Origin of the sequence: Bacillus sp. S/N-304-OC-R1 (assembly GCF_019749375.1) — a bacterium.
Taxonomy (GTDB): domain Bacteria; phylum Bacillota; class Bacilli; order Bacillales; family Cytobacillaceae; genus Cytobacillus.
In genome coordinates this window covers 261433-277252 of the sequence record NZ_JACWFE010000004.1, presented here as the reverse complement: position 1 = coordinate 277252, position 15820 = coordinate 261433, and the positions used below count along the sequence as shown (strand labels likewise).

The window sequence follows — 15820 nt, the reverse complement described above, 5'->3', positions numbered from 1 at the left end:
GCATGGAGAGTGTTAAACGAAATATCTTATTAAATCCCGGCCCAGCTACTACCACAGATTCGGTTAAATACGCTCAAGTGGTACCTGATATATGCCCTCGTGAAAAAAGTTTCTGTGAATTAATGCAATTCGTAACCTCTGAACTAACTAGTTTAGTAGCGGATTTACAGGAATATACTACTATTCTGTTCGGAGGATCAGGTACTGCTGCTGTGGAGTCAATCTTAAGTTCCGTTATGACCGATGGCACTATTCTAATTATTAATAATGGTGCTTATGGAAAACGAATGTGTGAAATTGCAGAAGCTTATCAATTAGATTGGATTGAATTTAAAAGTGTGCCATATCAGCCCATTCAATTAGATTTGCTGCAATCATTTATTCAGGAACTTCCTCAAACCATTTCCTATCTCGCAGTCGTGCATAACGAAACAACTACAGGATTATTGAACGATATAGAGGCAATTGGTACCATTTGCAAGGAAAATAATATCGAGATGATGGTAGATGCCATGAGTTCATTTGGGGCAATCCCAATTGATATGAACAAAATGAATATTAATTATTTAGCTGCAAGTGCCAATAAAAATCTCCAGGGAATGGCAGGAGTCTCCTTTGTTGTAGCTAAAAAAAGCAATTTATCGAAAGAAAAACATACGAAACCAACTAATTATTATTTAAATCTATATTCACAATATAAAAGTTTCCTTGAGACTGGGCAGATGCGTTTTACCCCCCCTGTCCAGACAATTTATGCATTGAAACAAGCAATAATTGAGCTAAAAGAAGAAGGTGTAACGGAAAGATACAAACGATATACGCTTCTATGGGAATCGTTAATTGCTGGAATGACTAGTCTTGGACTTAAATATCTTGTTCCTGACAAACATCATTCAAAAATAATAACAGCAATAGTGGAACCCACATGCAGTACGTATGATTTTACGAAAATGCATGATTATTTTTATGAGAATGGAATAACGATTTATCCAGGAAAGCTGAACCAAATGAATTCTTTTAGAATAGCAAATATTGGGGATCTTAAAGAAAGTGATATTGATCTCTTTTTAACATTATTGGAAAAATATTTTCAAAAGTTAGGAATCGATACTACAGATGAAAATTTAACAGAAGTCCTATACGGTGGGAAAGAAAACTATCCTACCATATAAACCTTCACCAAAAATGTTAAAACACTAAAAATGAGGTGTATTTTTTTGAGTGATGCTGTAGGAAAATGGGAACAAGCTGTGCTGTTCCAAAATAACCCCTTAACCGCTAAAAATATTCCAAAAACAAAGATATATAGTGTCAAAAATCTAAAAAAATTACTAGATCGGTATGATTATGTTTATGTAAAACATGATACAACAGGACAAGGAAGGTCCATTTATAAAATCTCTAAACGAAAAGACAATACCTTTTGTTTTAACGGCTTTACGATTCAAGGCAAACCTGTAGGTAGATGTGTTTCAACAATAGAAGAGTTTCATCAGTTTCTGAACCCGTTTTTGAAGTTTGGGAGATTAAGCGGACCTTATGTAATTCAGCAAGCCATAAACAGTACAACAAAAAATGCGCAGCCTTTTGTCATTCGTGTTCATGTTCAGAATCTTAAAGGCAAATGGATAGTTGGGGGCATGTATTCGAAGATTGGGTTAGAAGAAGCTGTAGAAAATGGAATTGTCAATTCACATCAAGGTGCCAAAGTCATATCGATAAATGATTTATTATCGTTACATCTTCACATGAAAAAATCAAAAAAAGATAAGGTAATTAATAATATTAGTAAATTGGCAACTTCTGCAGCTGAAGTAATGGCTCAAAAATATCCGTGCAGGGAATATGGATTGGATATCGGTCTGTATAAACACGGCAAACCTGTAATATTTGAAGTGAATACAACCCCCAGCATCCGTAGTTTTGCCGAGGTTGAAAACAAAGCTGTCTGGAAGCGTATTATGGAAATTCGAAAACAGCAAAAAGAGGCCTAAAATTGCCATTTATACACAATAAAAAAATAATCAATCCCCTAGTTTAAATTAAAACTAGGGGATTTTCATGTTTTGATTAATATTTTTTCTAAATTTATTAAGATATTAATTACTTAAATTCAATAAGTGCAAAAAGGCTCCCATACAAACTAAACAGGACTTTAGACATAAAATAAAGTAATAAAACTTTGGGAGGAAAACAAATTGATTTTATTGTCCGTGAAAGATATCCGCCAATGTATAAATGGACAACTAATACAAGGTTCAGATGATTTCAAGGTTCATGATATAATCTATCATCAAGAAAAAATTGATCAAAATAAGCTTCTTTTCTTAAGACAGAAATGGAAAATTGATTGGGAGAAAATTTCCAAATCAACTCCTTGTGTAGTAGTAACAGATATCATTTTTCCTGAATTAGAAAAAATCGGCATGTGTACAGTTATTAAAGTAGAAAATATTGAAAGTGCATTTTGGAAGTTCGTTGATTTCTATAGAGATCAATTTTCAATTCCAGTTGTTTCAATCACTGGTACAAATGGAAAATCAACAACAAAGGATATGATTAAACATATCCTGAATTTTGACCATAAAGTTACTGGTACAAAAAAATCAGCAAACTCAAGGACCCATAATCTCACTTATCTATTATCAATTGAGAAGGACACAGATGCAGCTGTATTTGAATCAGCTGTCGGCAAGCCAGGTGATGTGATCCTCGCATCCAAATACTTTAAGCCAACAATCGGAATAATTACTAATATAGGAGTCTATCATCTTGATGGGTGCAAAACACCGGAAGCGTATATCCAAGCAAAAGCGGAGATGATTCAAGCAGTAGGTTCTAATGGCACTCTCATTGTGAATGCAGACGATGAAAACATCAAAAAAATGGGAATTAAAAGTTTTAAAGGGAAATTGCTAACCTTCGGAATAAACAATCGTGCTAATTTTAAGGCATCTAAAATTCAATATGATCAGAATGGAATGAGATTTGAACTTACCTATAAGAAAGGGAAATATTCTATTTTTAATAAAAGATATCCAGTCTTTGTTCCTGGGTATGGACAACATCAGGTCCTTAATGCACTTGCTGCCATAGCTGCAGCATTTGAAATGGGAATTGGAATAAAAGAATCAGCAAGTCGTATTAGGACATTTTCCAACCTTCCCTCTCACTTTGAGTGCATTATAACCAAAGGTGGGTATATCATTGTAGATGATACTTGGAGTTCAACACCCTCTTCTTTAATAGCTGCAATTGAAACTCTGAATGGGATATCAAATGGGAGGAAAAAGGTAGCCCTTATTGGAGACTTTAAGCGTTTAGGAGATCTAAGCTTAGAATACCATTATCAGGTTGGTGAAAAGATTGCAGAAATCGGGGTAGACACGTTAATAACAGTTGGCCCTTTGGCTGCCGTGATAGCAGAACGAGCAAAAACAAGAGGTTTAAAGGGTGATGTTTACTCTTTTCCTGATATTCAAGGAGTGGAATTATTATTAGAAAAGATCTTAGATAAAAACAGTATCTTACTTATTAAATGTTCATCAACTAATCAACCCATTGTAAAATTGAAAAGTAAATTAAAACGCGGATAATGATTATAAAATCAGACATAATATAAAAGTTTTATTTAATAAATGGTCGGCACCGAATGTTTTATGCTTTACTATCAAAATGACATAAATTTAAAAAGGGCCCTAAGCTCAGGCGTTATTGTATTCTCCCCCTAGGATAAGGTCCTTTATTTATTTATAATGTTAAAATTTTATTTTGCATTTTCGTCTGGCTGGTGAATGCCAAAGACATTTCCTTCTGTATCGATATAATATCCTTGCCAGGCCATACCAGGTAGAGCATACTTCGGCATTGCCACCTTACCGCCATTATTTAAAATTTTAGCTTCAATAGAATCGTAATCCGCTACTCCCATTGTACAAGCATAGCCATTCAAAGGCTGGTTCGGTTGTGGAGGAGGACCTTGCCGCTGCATTAAAGCTCCATTAATTCCAGGCTCATTTTCATCGCCAGTCACAGCTCCGAAATAAGACATCCCTGCATAATCACTCCAATCCTCAAACCTCCATCCAAATACATCACCATAAAACTTTTTAGCTCGTTCCATGTCATCAACATGAATTTCAAAATGGATTAATCTTCCCATAAATATCCTCCTTTTTTCAACGCATTTGATTCTTTATTTCTTGCAATATGTATTCTAGACATCGTATTGCAGTTCCTTCATTTTTTACTACATTTTATAGAGGTAATTGAATTTTTTCGTCCGGCATTATACGTATAGGCTCTTGAAAATTCACTGTTTTAATTAAATACACACTTGAACCTGCTTTGGATGAATAAAAACTTGCCACATTATCTTCAACCACCACCATCGTATGATCCTCAAGTCCAATCCCTGCTAATCTTCTTTTACTCAACAGCTTGTGGAACGCCTCTGCTCTTTCAGTATAATTATAGTGGGACATCATACATCCCTCAACCATACCGATTCCCTCTACGATTGTATACCCGATATCTTTTTCATTACTGCCTGCCAAGGTGAACAAAGCATGCGCACCGGCACTAAATCCAGCGATAATAGCCCCATTCTCACTTGCTTGAAATAATAATGGAATGATATTCGTTTCTCTTAACGTCTCTACCAGAGGGATAGTTTCACCTCTGCCAAGGTAGATTAGATCAGCTTGATGCAATAGATGTTCATCACCTGGTTGCAGTAAATTTACATGGCAACCAAGGGTTTCATAAATATGCTTAAATTCATTATAGTTTTCTTCAAAATCGTTTGAACCATATGGAATAAAAATAACCTTTGGCTTTTCCTTTTTAATTAAATTCCGAATAATCTTCTCAAGCTGACAATCAAAATTTCCACCTTGATAGCCACCTCCAATTGCAATGATTTTCCCCATAAATTTTACTCACTTTCATATTTATGATTTCACACGAATTCTTAAAATAAAATAATTCGATAAAAAATTACTATAACCTTCAAAAAACCTGAATATTACATGGAAAAGGAAAGCTTTCAATTACTTATCAAACTCTTCTCTTGCGATATTTAGGTTTGCAGTCGCCCGTTCAAAAATTTCTATAAGTCTTTGCAAATCAGCCTCTGATAATCCGTTGAATACACTCCTCATTATCTGTCTTCCTCCATTTCTTAATTCATTTAGTGCTTCTTTTCCATCCTGAGTCAGTTCCAAATAAACAACCCGGCGATCTTTATCATCTCGAATTCGAATGATGTACCCTTGATCAATTAATTTATCTGAAGCAATCGTTACGGCGCCTGGAGTAAGATGCAGAGAATCAGCCAGCTTGGACATTCTCATTCTGCCGCTTTGTTCAAGCTTAAACATAATATATGATTGAGAACCAGGAAAGCTGTTCTCAAATATTTGCTTCCAAATATACCCCATATTTCTAGATACATCCCAAAATAAATGTTCAAATTGAAAAAACAAATGATTACCCTTTTCCATATTTCTCGCCCCTAAATATACTTTAATAAAAAAATAGTTGAATCATTAAACTTTATTAGTATATAATAAGTTTGTAAGCATTTCAATTTATTTTGAGCTAGTTTACTCCAATTAAAACTAAATAAAACCCCACTGTATGAACAGTGAGGTTTTAATGATCATATTATTTCCATAAACCGGCTTTAACCATTTTTTCTTTACTATTGAAAGCAATTAAGATACAAACGATATTAATAATTAACAAAACAATTAAAGCATACAATGCAGGTGTATAGCTTCCGGCAAGATCATATACATATCCGTACGCTGGCAACGCAATAATAGAAGCTACTGCTAACCCCATCGATACGGTTGAATAAATTTGACTGTATTCTTTACTGCCAAATAATGCTGATGTAATGGCAGGTGATAATGTTCCAATTGAGGCTGCTACAAAACCAAATAATGCAACTGCTATTGTGATAATCATTGCACTATTTGCAAAGAATAATAGTAAAGTAACTGAGATAATACCAATAACCATTGCGAAAAGGGTCGTATTTTTAGCACCAATTTTGTCACTAAAAATACCAAACACTAAAGAACCGATTAGAGAACCAACCATATATGCACTCATTATATTTCCTGCAAACGTAACATCGTAACCCTTATGCATTAAATATGTTGGCATGTGTATAGCAAAGCTTCCAAATGAAGTAATAATGAAAAAGAAAGTAATTAATGAGAAGAATGCTGCTGATTTTTTTGCTACAGCAAAAGAAATACCACTATTTTCAGATGTGTTGGCAGATCCGCCTTCATTACTAGTTGGTTCAGACATTCCTAATGGAAGTAAACCTTTTTCCTGAGGTGACTTTCTTAAAAATAAGAAAATAATTGGAACCGCAATAACAATGGCTACAATCCCAACCATCATATACGACTGTCTCCAACCTTGGTTAGAAATTAAGTTTCCAACTATCGGCTGTGAAAATGCACCAATTAAGCCAGTAGCTGCTCCCATGATTCCTAATGCAAGTCCATTATGTTTTTTAAACCAAGTGTTAATTAATACCGGGCCAGCAATAACAGTTATAAAAACTCCACCAACTGCTAATGGAATAGCAAGAATATACCAACCCCACACAGAGCTCATAACTCCAAATAAAGCAAAAGCGCCTCCCTGCAGGATAATAGCAATACTTAAAATATAACGAGTGTCATATTTAGCCATCAGTTTCCCGCTAATCGGTAAGAATATCATCGTTACAATTGCTGACACACTGAAATATAGAGTTAAATTCCCCATACCTACCCCAAGGTCTTTCGCTACAGGAGCTAGGAATAATCCAGCTGAATTATTCATGGCACCCTTCCCTAAGCCGACCATTAAACAAATACCAACTAAGACTAACCATGCAAAATGCAATTTATTTTTTTTCTCACTCATGTCTTTCATTTCTCCCTTATTTCCGATTAAAAACACCTTATAAAAGGTGTATACCCCTCTATTTTCTAGTTTTCATGGGGACATGGACGTTCTAATAGTCCCCATGAAAATGATTTCAATTATGCTTGCGTATTTTTCATGAATTCATTAAAATCCGCAATGCTTGGATTTGCTATATAATGTCCGCCTTCAACTTTAATAGTTTGACCCGTAATATATTTAGACTCATCCGAAGCTAGGAACAGCACAGTATAGCCGATATCATCAGCTTCACCATTGTATGGGAGTGCATTATATTTCTTAAAAATCTCCAATACTGCTGGAGGGATGTTCTTTTCTGCTGCTGGCGTTAAGATAAGCCCTGGAGCAACAGCATTACAGCGAATGAGATCTTTTCCATATTGAGTAGCAACATATTTTGTTAAATGAGCAACTGCTGCCTTAGATGCTCCGTATGCAGAACGAATGGCATCGCTTGCAAAAGCTGCCATTGAAGCGGTATTAATGATAGATCCGCCACCAGCTTTAATCATGTGTGGAATAGCATATCTGCAACCAAGCAGGACACTTTTCAAATTCACATTCATGAGCTTGTCCCATTCATCTAAGTCCATATTGACAACATCTAAATCCTTTTGCAGATTCGTTAAGCCAACATTATTAAATAGGACATTTAGTAAACCAAATTTTTCAACTGTGAAATCGACAGCTTCTTTAATAGAATCCCCGTTTCCAGCGTCTAGAAATACTCCTACAGCTTCACCGCCCTGTGCTACAATCGCTTCTGCTGCTTGTTTAGCACCTTCAACATTGAAGTCAGCAATAACTACCTTTGCGCCTTCTTTTGCCATTAATTGCGCTGTAGATAGACCAATACCTGAAGCTCCACCTGTTACTAATGCTACTTTCCCTTGTACTCTTCCCATATTTATTCCTCCAATTCCTTATATCAACTCAATGTTAAATTGAGTAATAAACACAACGACTATTCCAAAACGTTATCTTAATTTAATAGAACCGCCATCAACCATAATTGTTTGGCCAGTAATATATGCTGAATCTTCACTTGCAAGGAATACCGCAACACGTCCGATATCGCTTTCAATTTCACCAAGTCTTCGTAATGGAATTTTCGAAAGCATTCCTTGATAATATTCTGGGTTTTCTTCTGCCCACTGAAGCATACCTGGTGATTTAGCAATTGGAGAAATGATGTTAACATTGATTCCAAATGGGCCAAATTCATTAGCTGCTACACGAGTGATTCCACGAATTGCTTCCTTTGCTGCTACATAAGAAACTTGGTTTACATCTCCGTTAATTCCAGCACCAGAAGCAAAATTAATAATATTTCCTTGAGATTCTTTTAGGTAAGGAAGTGCTGCCTGCATAAAGTAGAATGTTGGATAGAAACCTGTATTAAATGACAAATCAAATTCCTTTTGAGTTGTTTCCGCAATAGAAGCCATTTTTGATGCATGGGCATTATTTACTAAAATATCAAGTTTACCAAATTTTTCAATTACTTGGTTGACAACATCAACTATTTTGTCATGTTCTGCAAGGTTAGCTTGAATAAAGATCGATTCTGGCTGATATTCTTGTAATTCTTTTACAGTTTGATTCCCAGCTTCAGCGTTTAAATCTATAATAGCTACTTTTGCTCCTTCTTTAACAAAAGCCATTGCCATACCTTTACCAATACCGCTTGCTCCTCCGGTAATGATTGCTGTCTTTCCTTGAAGCTTACTCATTTTTCCAACCCCTTTTAGTTATATTTACATAGTGTTTATAAAACTCCACTTCCAATAATATATAACGTTGACTTACAAATCAATCAAAAAATATATTGCAAAAAATAGAAAATAAAACAAAATTCAAAAGTTATTGTAAAATAGCTATACATTATACCTATTTTTATTGTTTTTAGTGCTTAAACACACTAAGAAAAAGTCATATTTATACATTATCATTGAAAAAAGTGTAATAATTATACTTAATGTTTATTTATAACTTTTCCAAAAAAAAAATTTAAAAGTGCTATAATAGCTATTATTAACTTTTCAACTTTCCTTTCATTTTCCATATTCAAGGGTATGAGTAATCTGTCTCAGGTATTAGGCTGATTATGATGAGAAGTGTTTAAAAAATTTACGAAATACAATACAGGAGATAGAAATTATGGCAAAGAGTAAAGAACAATTTAAACAAATACGTGATCAGCGTTATGAGGAAATTAGTAATGCTGCCTTGAAGGTATTCGCTCGTAAGGGCTTTGCAGCAACAAAAATTAGTGAAATTACTTCATCGGTAAATTTAAGCCATGGGTTGTTTTATCATTACTTCGAATCAAAAGAACATCTATATATTTCGTTAATTTCGAATGTACTAGATCTATTTATTGACTCTGTTGAGGAAGCTGCCAAAAAGGAAGGAACACCTAAGGACCAGCTTGAATGGCTCACTGAGCTTACTTATTCTGGCTCTTTAGAGAATGCGCTTAGCCATCATACTCTCGTTATTGAAGCTCTTCAATCTGAATTTCTGCCTAAAGACATAAAACAGGAATTTGTACAAAAGTTTACAGCATCTTTGGAAGGAATTTGCCGGATCATTAAAAAAGGTCAAGAAGAAGGAATATTCGTAGAGGGTGACCCTATGGAACTGGCTGTCTACTATCAATCGCTTACTCAAGGACTAACCTTATGGAATGCACGAGGCTTATACCCAATTAAGGTTTCCCTCGAAAGAGTTATGCGTTTATTCGAGGCTTAATTCTACAGAATTATCGCTAAATAATTATATTTGAATAATAAACTTGATTCGTTTTGATCAGGTTCACCGTTTCATTTTTGTTTTAAGTCCATTTTTATAAAAATAACCTAATAATTTCGATACCCTCCATTTAGATAGTGTGCAATCCTTAACCTAAACTAAGAAACCGACCTTCTTTTAAGAAAGTCGGTTCAAACTCAGTTGTTTAGCAGTAAAGAATATAGAAATGCTAGTATCATGCAAAAATTTATTTTTATAGAACACATAATACCGCTGTTCATTCATTAATATTAACTTTTACCGGATTGTTTTTAATGCACCGCTCCAAGCAATTACTTCATCAAGCATTGCATTTACATTGTTAAGGTGCAAATCTTGCGGTTTAAATTCACTTCCATTAACAAAATCAGTGAATAAACTTAAAGTTGGATGAGTACGAACGTCTGCAACCTTTTGTTCAGCAAGAATTCCACGTAAATGTTCCGCTGCTCTAGCCCCGCCAGTTGAACCATAACTTACAATACCAGCTGCTTTGTTATACCAAGCTTCACGAGCAAAATCGATGGCATTTTTTAACGCACCAGTTATACTGTGGTTATATTCTTGAACGATGAATACAAAACCATCAAGACTTGCCAGTTTCTCATTCCATGCTGTGATACCTGGCTCTGTTCCATCGGTTGTACCTAAAAACGGTAGATTATAATCTGCAATATCTACAATTTCATAATTAGCATCTCCACGTTGATCAGCAATTCCTTTTACCCATTCGCCAACTTGCGGGCTTACTCGTCCTTGGCGAGTGCTGCCTAAAATAATTCCAATATTTAATTTTTCTGATGTCATCGGTATTTCCTCCTTATCTGCTTTCCCTAATATTTTGTCTAAAAAACCCATTCTTTACACCACCTGTAATTTTTCACTTTCTCGTTTCTTTTCGTATAATTGGAGCTATCTCCGTCGCAAGCAACTCAATTCCCTCTGCTACTTTCTTAAACGGAACACCCCCGATATCGATCTGTGCCATAAAACGCTGATGACCAAACAGTTCATATTGCTGCAGGATTTTCTCTACGATCTGTTGTGGACTTCCGACAAACAAAGCAGTATTTGGACCAGTCATTTGCTCAAAATCAGATTTGGTGATCGTTGGACTTTTTAGCCCCTGCTGTCGGTTAACATAGCACCAATAATTGGCATAATAAGGGTAAAATTCATCCTTGGCTTGCTGACTTGTCTTGGAAAAAAAGCCATGACCAGTTACGCCTACCTTAAGTTTTGCCAAGTCATGACCAGCCTCTTTACCTGATTGACGGTATAGGTCTACTAGTGGTTGAAATCGCTCAGGCTCACCACCTAATATTGCCATAATCATCCCTAGTCCTAGCCTGCCAGCTCGGAATGCGCTTCCTGGTGTTCCCCCTACACCAACCCAAATTGGTATTTCATCCTGTAAAGGCCTTGGAGCTATTTCTGCATTTGTTAATGGTGAGCGAAACCGGCCAGCCCAAGTAACTAATTCATTTTCGTTAAGCTTTAATAATAGATTTATATTTTCTTCAAAGAGAGCATCATAATCATTTAAGTCATAACCGAAAAGGGGGAAGGATTCCACGAATGCACCGCGACCAGCGATGATTTCTGCACGACCATCTGATAGCAAATCCAATGTAGCAAAATCTTCAAACAGGCGAACAGGATCAACTGTACTTAATACCGTAGTTGTACTTGTTAATTTAATACGTTTAGTTAATTGAGCAATCGCAGCCAATACAACAGGAACAGCTGAGGTAGCATAGTCCAACCGGTGATGTTCACCAACTCCAAATACATCAAGTCCCGCTTCATCAGCGAGTTTAGCAGCTTGTAATATTTCTTTTATTCTTTGCCCTGCACTAATTGTTTTGCCCGTATGAGGATCTGTCCCTATATCACCAAGTGTGTAGATTCCTATTTCTATGCCTTTATTATTTAATCCATCATTTTTTCGCATGGCAGTAGATACCTCCAAGTGGATAAAGGTAATAGATTTATACTTTTAGGATTATGCGATTACTGGAAGGATCAGAAGTAATGAAAGAATCATTTGATACGGAAATGGATGCCCCAATACTTTTTAACTGATCAACGATTTTAGCTCTTTTTTCCTCACTTGGCAGCATAAGAGTATAGGATTCAAGCCCCGCACAATTGGGTGCAGGTGCAGGTGCCCCTACTCCATTCCAAGTATTTATAGCTATATGGTGATGGTATTTTCCATCCGAAAGGAAGAGTGCCTGAGATCCATAACGATTTACTACCTCAAATCCCAGTCCTTTGACATAAAATTCTTCAGACTTTCTTAATTCAGAAACATGTAAATGGATATGTCCCATGACAGTTTCAGCAGGCAGACCTTTCCATGATTGCTGTCTCCCGAAAGAAAGCAAGTCTGGGAAATTCAGCGGATCAACCGTCATTTCAACCTCGCCATTTTCCCAACTCCAATCGGAAGGATCTCGATCTGTATATATTTCAATTCCATTCCCATCAGGATCAGATAAATAAAGAGCTTCACTTACAAGATGATCTGAAGAACCAAATTGAAATCCAATTTCCGCAAAATATTGAACAATTTTAGCAAGATCTGAACGTTTAGGAAGAAGTAGTGCAAAGTGATATAAGCCAGTCGTTCTCACTTGTTTAGGTGCATTGTTAATTGGCTGTTCGATTGATAATAAAACTGTCTTCCCATCAGCCGTTAATTTTGCGGACCTTTCAGATTTATCCAATACGTTAAAACCAATTACCTTCTGATAAAAGGCTAGAGATCTTTCTAGATTTTGTACCTTTAAGTTTACTTGGCCAACAAATGTTATCGGTTCACGATGAAAGTTCAAAATCTCTCCCCCTTTTTCTACGCTTTTTCACTGCGAAAAAGTACGTTATCTAAAGCTAAATATGATTTGTTCGTTACAGCGAAATAGATTGAAATAACCATTAAAGCAAGATCAAGTTCATAGCCTGCCATTTGACCATTTCCAAGAAAACCAACAGTGAGCTTCACCTTAACAATCGCAACAGCTAAAATAATTACAAAAAGAATAGAAATTATTCTTGTTCCTATGCCTAAAATAATTCCGATCCCGCCAATTAATTCTATTAAAGCTACCAAAAAAGCTGTAAAGCCTGGAAGACCTAAGCTTTCAAAAAAACCAACCGTATTTTCAATACCGCCCTGTAGCTTTGCTAACCCATGAATGAAGAAGGTTGCACCTAAAAATACCCTTAAAATCGTTGTAACAATTTCATTTTTCCCTATCATAAACGTAACACTCCTTTGAATTTTATTTGTTATAAACCAACTAACAACCTTATTTATTTATTTTGTAAGTCGGTTACTTTATGTAAGTAAGTATATTAATATAATTAAATAAAGTCAAGTAAGTTTATTACAAAAAATAATTTAATTATTGATAAATATGTATATAATATTAAGTAAGGAGTTGATTTAATTGGATAAGTCGATTTGTCCTAGATTCGAAAAAGCCATGGGGCTGCTAAGCCAAAGGTGGACTGGCTTAATTCTTTATCAGCTTTTGTCTGGTCCACAGCGTTTTTGTACTATTGAATCTTCAATAGGTGTAAGTGGCAGAGTACTTTCAGAGAGGTTAAAGGATTTGGAGAACGAAGGGATCGTTAAACGAGAGGTATTTGCAGAAACACCAGTTAGAATCGAGTATTCACTTACCGAAAAAGGCATAGCCTTGCAGCCGCTTATGAAAGAGATAGAAAAATGGTCTCAAAACTGGTTGGATGCTTAACTTAAACTAGTGAATTAAGATAAATCGAGAAGATATAAAGAATTCTTTGTATCTTCTCTTATTATCAGCGGGAAAAATATTGATTGTAATTTAATTACATTCCTTCAAAAATCAGCTTATATTAATATAAATACCGTGTTCCTTTTAAAGGTGAAGTTCAACTTGAATAGAAAGAGCGTAATTCTTCAGCAGAATTACGCCCTATACTCCAATATGACTTAATTTTTTCTTCAACCAAATTCCACATTGTCATTGCTGAACTGCCCTGCTATTTCCTACCAGTTTCGAGGTTTTAACTCTGGACCAAGAATGTGTGGAACCTCCACTCCACTTGTTTCATCGTGTGTGAAATGTGCCGCATACCAAACTACTATATCTTGTCCATTAATATTCTCCCTATCAACGAATTTGTCTAAATTAGCTCGTGCTTTATCTATATTTGTTGTGAAACCTTGTCCATCATCTAACTCTGAGCTGCGGTAGCGAAGAAGCCATACATCCCCCACCCCAAAACTATCTGCTTTTCCATCGTTCTTACCTGGGATTAAAGTATATCCTTCACCAGTTGATTTGTTAGAAATTAGCCATTGTCTATTATGAAAGGAATCACGCAGCCTTTTAATTTCATAATTTATAGTTCGAAAAATCGAAGTTCCGGTACTTGGTAGTTCGTTTATCTCTTGTATTACATTGTTACCCTCAGTCCGGATATCAAAATCAAATCTCCAATATACGTGATGAAAATGAGGGTTGCATGTACACGAATTGGCTACTGCACTAAATCCAAATCGTGGACGAATTGTACCATCGTTATGGAAACGCCATTCACTAATATACCGATACCAGCCAGCTTCCATTTCACTTACTAATACTGTTTCTTCCCCTTCAACATAAATGGCTACACCGAGATAATTGCCAGTATCAGAACCAGTATCAAGGATCGTTCGAGCAGGGGTGGAACACCTGCGGAATCCTGGAGCAATATCTGTTCCAAACGCTTCAATTCTCCCTTCCTGCCACTGCCAATCGCGGAAAGGGCCACAAACATCATTCTTATAACGTACATTAAGAATTGGCACATGAGCACGGGATAATACTTTTTTTCCCCGATACATCACATCTCTTAGTTCGATACCTGAACCAACTATACCTGTAGAAGCAGCTGGTCTCACTGCAATGAAATTCCATATTTCAGTACCACCTTGCAATATCCTTATCTGGGATTGTCCTAACGTTCCTCTTCTTACCGTAGGTTGATTTGCATCAGGCGGAGGCTGACAAATATGGTCTATTGCTGCTGAAAATGGCGGTGCACCAGTTTCATATATAATGACTTCACGTCTAATCATATTAACTCCAACAATCTGATGCAAAGTCTCTTCGTTATCTGCTGTTCTATCATTTGATTCTTCTTCAACAGGCAGAAGGCCAACCGCGAGGGTCCTTTCATGACGGCAGTCTTGAAGCTCTGTATAAATGAGTGCCGGCATAGCTCTGTAAGGACGCACAAGGTTTTCTCGAATTAAGCAGCCAAGCTCAGGGTGATCACGAACAATAGATACCGCTAACTCAAACTCTTCAATACTTGGCAGCGGCTGCGTATCTGAATGTGCTGCGCTAATACAACTGGGATCATGAATGGGTCCAGTCGCTATTACTGTACGATTGTTAGTGTAGTCATAGTATGTTGCTAAAAAATGACTTGGGGGCGTTAGTTGAGAATTTTTCGGTCGATTTATGGATTTGTTTCCCGGTTTATCCTTAAGATCAAGCAATTCCAACGATAGCAGCAGATGTCTGTTTCCTTTTAAAAACTTTTCGATAGTAGGATGATTGTCACAGATACTTCTTATTTGATTCATTGTTTCATGGTCTGGACCAAATGGAACTGCTTCCACAATTATTTCTGAGCTTAATCCCATTGAATCACTCTCCAAAATTGCTTATTGAGTAAAAACAAGTACTCTCCCAAACATCTTATGTTAATAAGAAGTAAGAAGAAACCAAATGTTTCCCTATTTTTAATAGAGCCTGTTAAATTTGTGTTAATCACTATAAAACCGCTGCCATAAGTTTATTTAACTGACTGTCCCCCCCGGTACAATTTCTATTTCATAAATAATAGCTATCTCGCAAGTTATAAATACAGCCCAAAATAACATAACCTTTAATAAACGATTAATGAGAGTCTTTTTAAAATCTTAATAAATAATTCCTGCGCTGATGCGAAAGATGTTTAATTCCTTGTTAGATTCTTCGATCCTGGTTTGGTATTACGTTCTAATCATATTTATAAATATGGAGACTAA

Annotated in this window: 16 protein-coding genes; 5 read left to right on the top strand and 11 right to left on the bottom strand. The window is 35.9% G+C overall.

The features are described 5' to 3' along the window. The first annotated feature begins 2 nt into the window (after positions 1 to 2). From H0173_RS06425 to H0173_RS06415, 3 genes are all read left to right on the top strand, one after another. Positions 3 to 1172 carry a 2-aminoethylphosphonate aminotransferase gene (locus H0173_RS06425; RefSeq protein ID WP_221845518.1) on the top strand — a complete coding sequence of 390 codons (1170 nt, stop codon included), beginning with the start codon at positions 3 to 5 and terminating at the stop codon, positions 1170 to 1172. Positions 1173 to 1217: 45 nt separating this feature from the next. Next, positions 1218 to 1994 (top strand): YheC/YheD family protein, encoded by a 777-nt coding sequence (locus H0173_RS06420; protein ID WP_221845517.1) that lies wholly within the window; start codon positions 1218 to 1220, stop codon positions 1992 to 1994. 204 nt (positions 1995 to 2198) lie between these two features. Beyond that, entirely contained in the window at positions 2199 to 3596 is a 1398-nt protein-coding gene (locus H0173_RS06415) for a UDP-N-acetylmuramoyl-tripeptide--D-alanyl-D-alanine ligase (protein WP_221845516.1), read from the top strand. A gap of 170 nt (positions 3597 to 3766) precedes the next feature. Here H0173_RS06415 and H0173_RS06410 read toward each other — a convergent pair whose 3' ends face one another. From H0173_RS06410 to H0173_RS06385, 6 genes are all read right to left on the bottom strand, one after another. Continuing rightward, entirely contained in the window at positions 3767 to 4162 is a 396-nt protein-coding gene (locus H0173_RS06410; protein ID WP_221845515.1) for a VOC family protein, read from the bottom strand. A gap of 94 nt (positions 4163 to 4256) precedes the next feature. Beyond that, entirely contained in the window at positions 4257 to 4931 is a 675-nt protein-coding gene (locus tag H0173_RS06405; RefSeq protein WP_221845514.1) for a Type 1 glutamine amidotransferase-like domain-containing protein, read from the bottom strand. 120 nt (positions 4932 to 5051) lie between these two features. Then, positions 5052 to 5504, bottom strand: coding sequence for a MarR family winged helix-turn-helix transcriptional regulator (locus H0173_RS06400; RefSeq protein WP_221845513.1), 453 nt, complete (start codon positions 5502 to 5504; stop codon positions 5052 to 5054). 163 nt (positions 5505 to 5667) lie between these two features. Next, positions 5668 to 6933, bottom strand: coding sequence for an MFS transporter (locus H0173_RS06395; RefSeq protein ID WP_221845512.1), 1266 nt, complete (start codon positions 6931 to 6933; stop codon positions 5668 to 5670). Between the two features lie 119 nt (positions 6934 to 7052). Beyond that, positions 7053 to 7859, bottom strand: a complete 807-nt coding sequence (locus H0173_RS06390) for an SDR family NAD(P)-dependent oxidoreductase (protein ID WP_221845511.1) — start codon at positions 7857 to 7859, stop codon at positions 7053 to 7055. 72 nt (positions 7860 to 7931) lie between these two features. Beyond that, entirely contained in the window at positions 7932 to 8687 is a 756-nt protein-coding gene (locus H0173_RS06385; protein WP_221845510.1) for an SDR family NAD(P)-dependent oxidoreductase, read from the bottom strand. Positions 8688 to 9114: 427 nt separating this feature from the next. On the opposite strand from H0173_RS06385, the gene H0173_RS06380 reads away from it, so the two are divergent. Then, on the top strand, positions 9115 to 9708 hold the full coding sequence (locus H0173_RS06380; RefSeq protein WP_221845509.1) for a TetR/AcrR family transcriptional regulator: 594 nt from the start codon (positions 9115 to 9117) through the stop codon (positions 9706 to 9708). A gap of 297 nt (positions 9709 to 10005) precedes the next feature. Here the strand turns inward: H0173_RS06380 and H0173_RS06375 are convergent, their stop codons facing one another. Genes H0173_RS06375 through H0173_RS06360 form a run of 4 tightly spaced genes read right to left on the bottom strand, consistent with a single transcriptional unit; the run spans position 10006 to position 13012 of the window. Further along, positions 10006 to 10605 carry an NADPH-dependent FMN reductase gene (locus H0173_RS06375; protein ID WP_221845508.1) on the bottom strand — a complete coding sequence of 200 codons (600 nt, stop codon included), beginning with the start codon at positions 10603 to 10605 and terminating at the stop codon, positions 10006 to 10008. Between the two features lie 22 nt (positions 10606 to 10627). Continuing rightward, positions 10628 to 11701, bottom strand: a complete 1074-nt coding sequence (locus H0173_RS06370; protein WP_221845507.1) for an LLM class flavin-dependent oxidoreductase — start codon at positions 11699 to 11701, stop codon at positions 10628 to 10630. A gap of 37 nt (positions 11702 to 11738) precedes the next feature. Further along, entirely contained in the window at positions 11739 to 12587 is an 849-nt protein-coding gene (locus H0173_RS06365) for a VOC family protein (RefSeq protein ID WP_221845506.1), read from the bottom strand. A 17-nt stretch (positions 12588 to 12604) separates the two neighbouring features. Next, entirely contained in the window at positions 12605 to 13012 is a 408-nt protein-coding gene (locus H0173_RS06360; RefSeq protein WP_221845505.1) for a DoxX family protein, read from the bottom strand. Positions 13013 to 13202: 190 nt separating this feature from the next. Here H0173_RS06360 and H0173_RS06355 point away from each other — a divergent pair, with 190 nt between their 5' ends. Next, complete coding sequence (locus H0173_RS06355) at positions 13203 to 13511, top strand: winged helix-turn-helix transcriptional regulator (RefSeq protein ID WP_221845504.1); 309 nt, start codon at positions 13203 to 13205, stop codon at positions 13509 to 13511. Positions 13512 to 13786: 275 nt separating this feature from the next. Here H0173_RS06355 and H0173_RS06350 read toward each other — a convergent pair whose 3' ends face one another. Continuing rightward, a complete protein-coding gene (locus tag H0173_RS06350) occupies positions 13787 to 15433 on the bottom strand; it encodes a copper amine oxidase (protein ID WP_221845503.1) in 1647 nt (548 codons plus the stop codon). Positions 15434 to 15820: the final 387 nt, after the last annotated feature.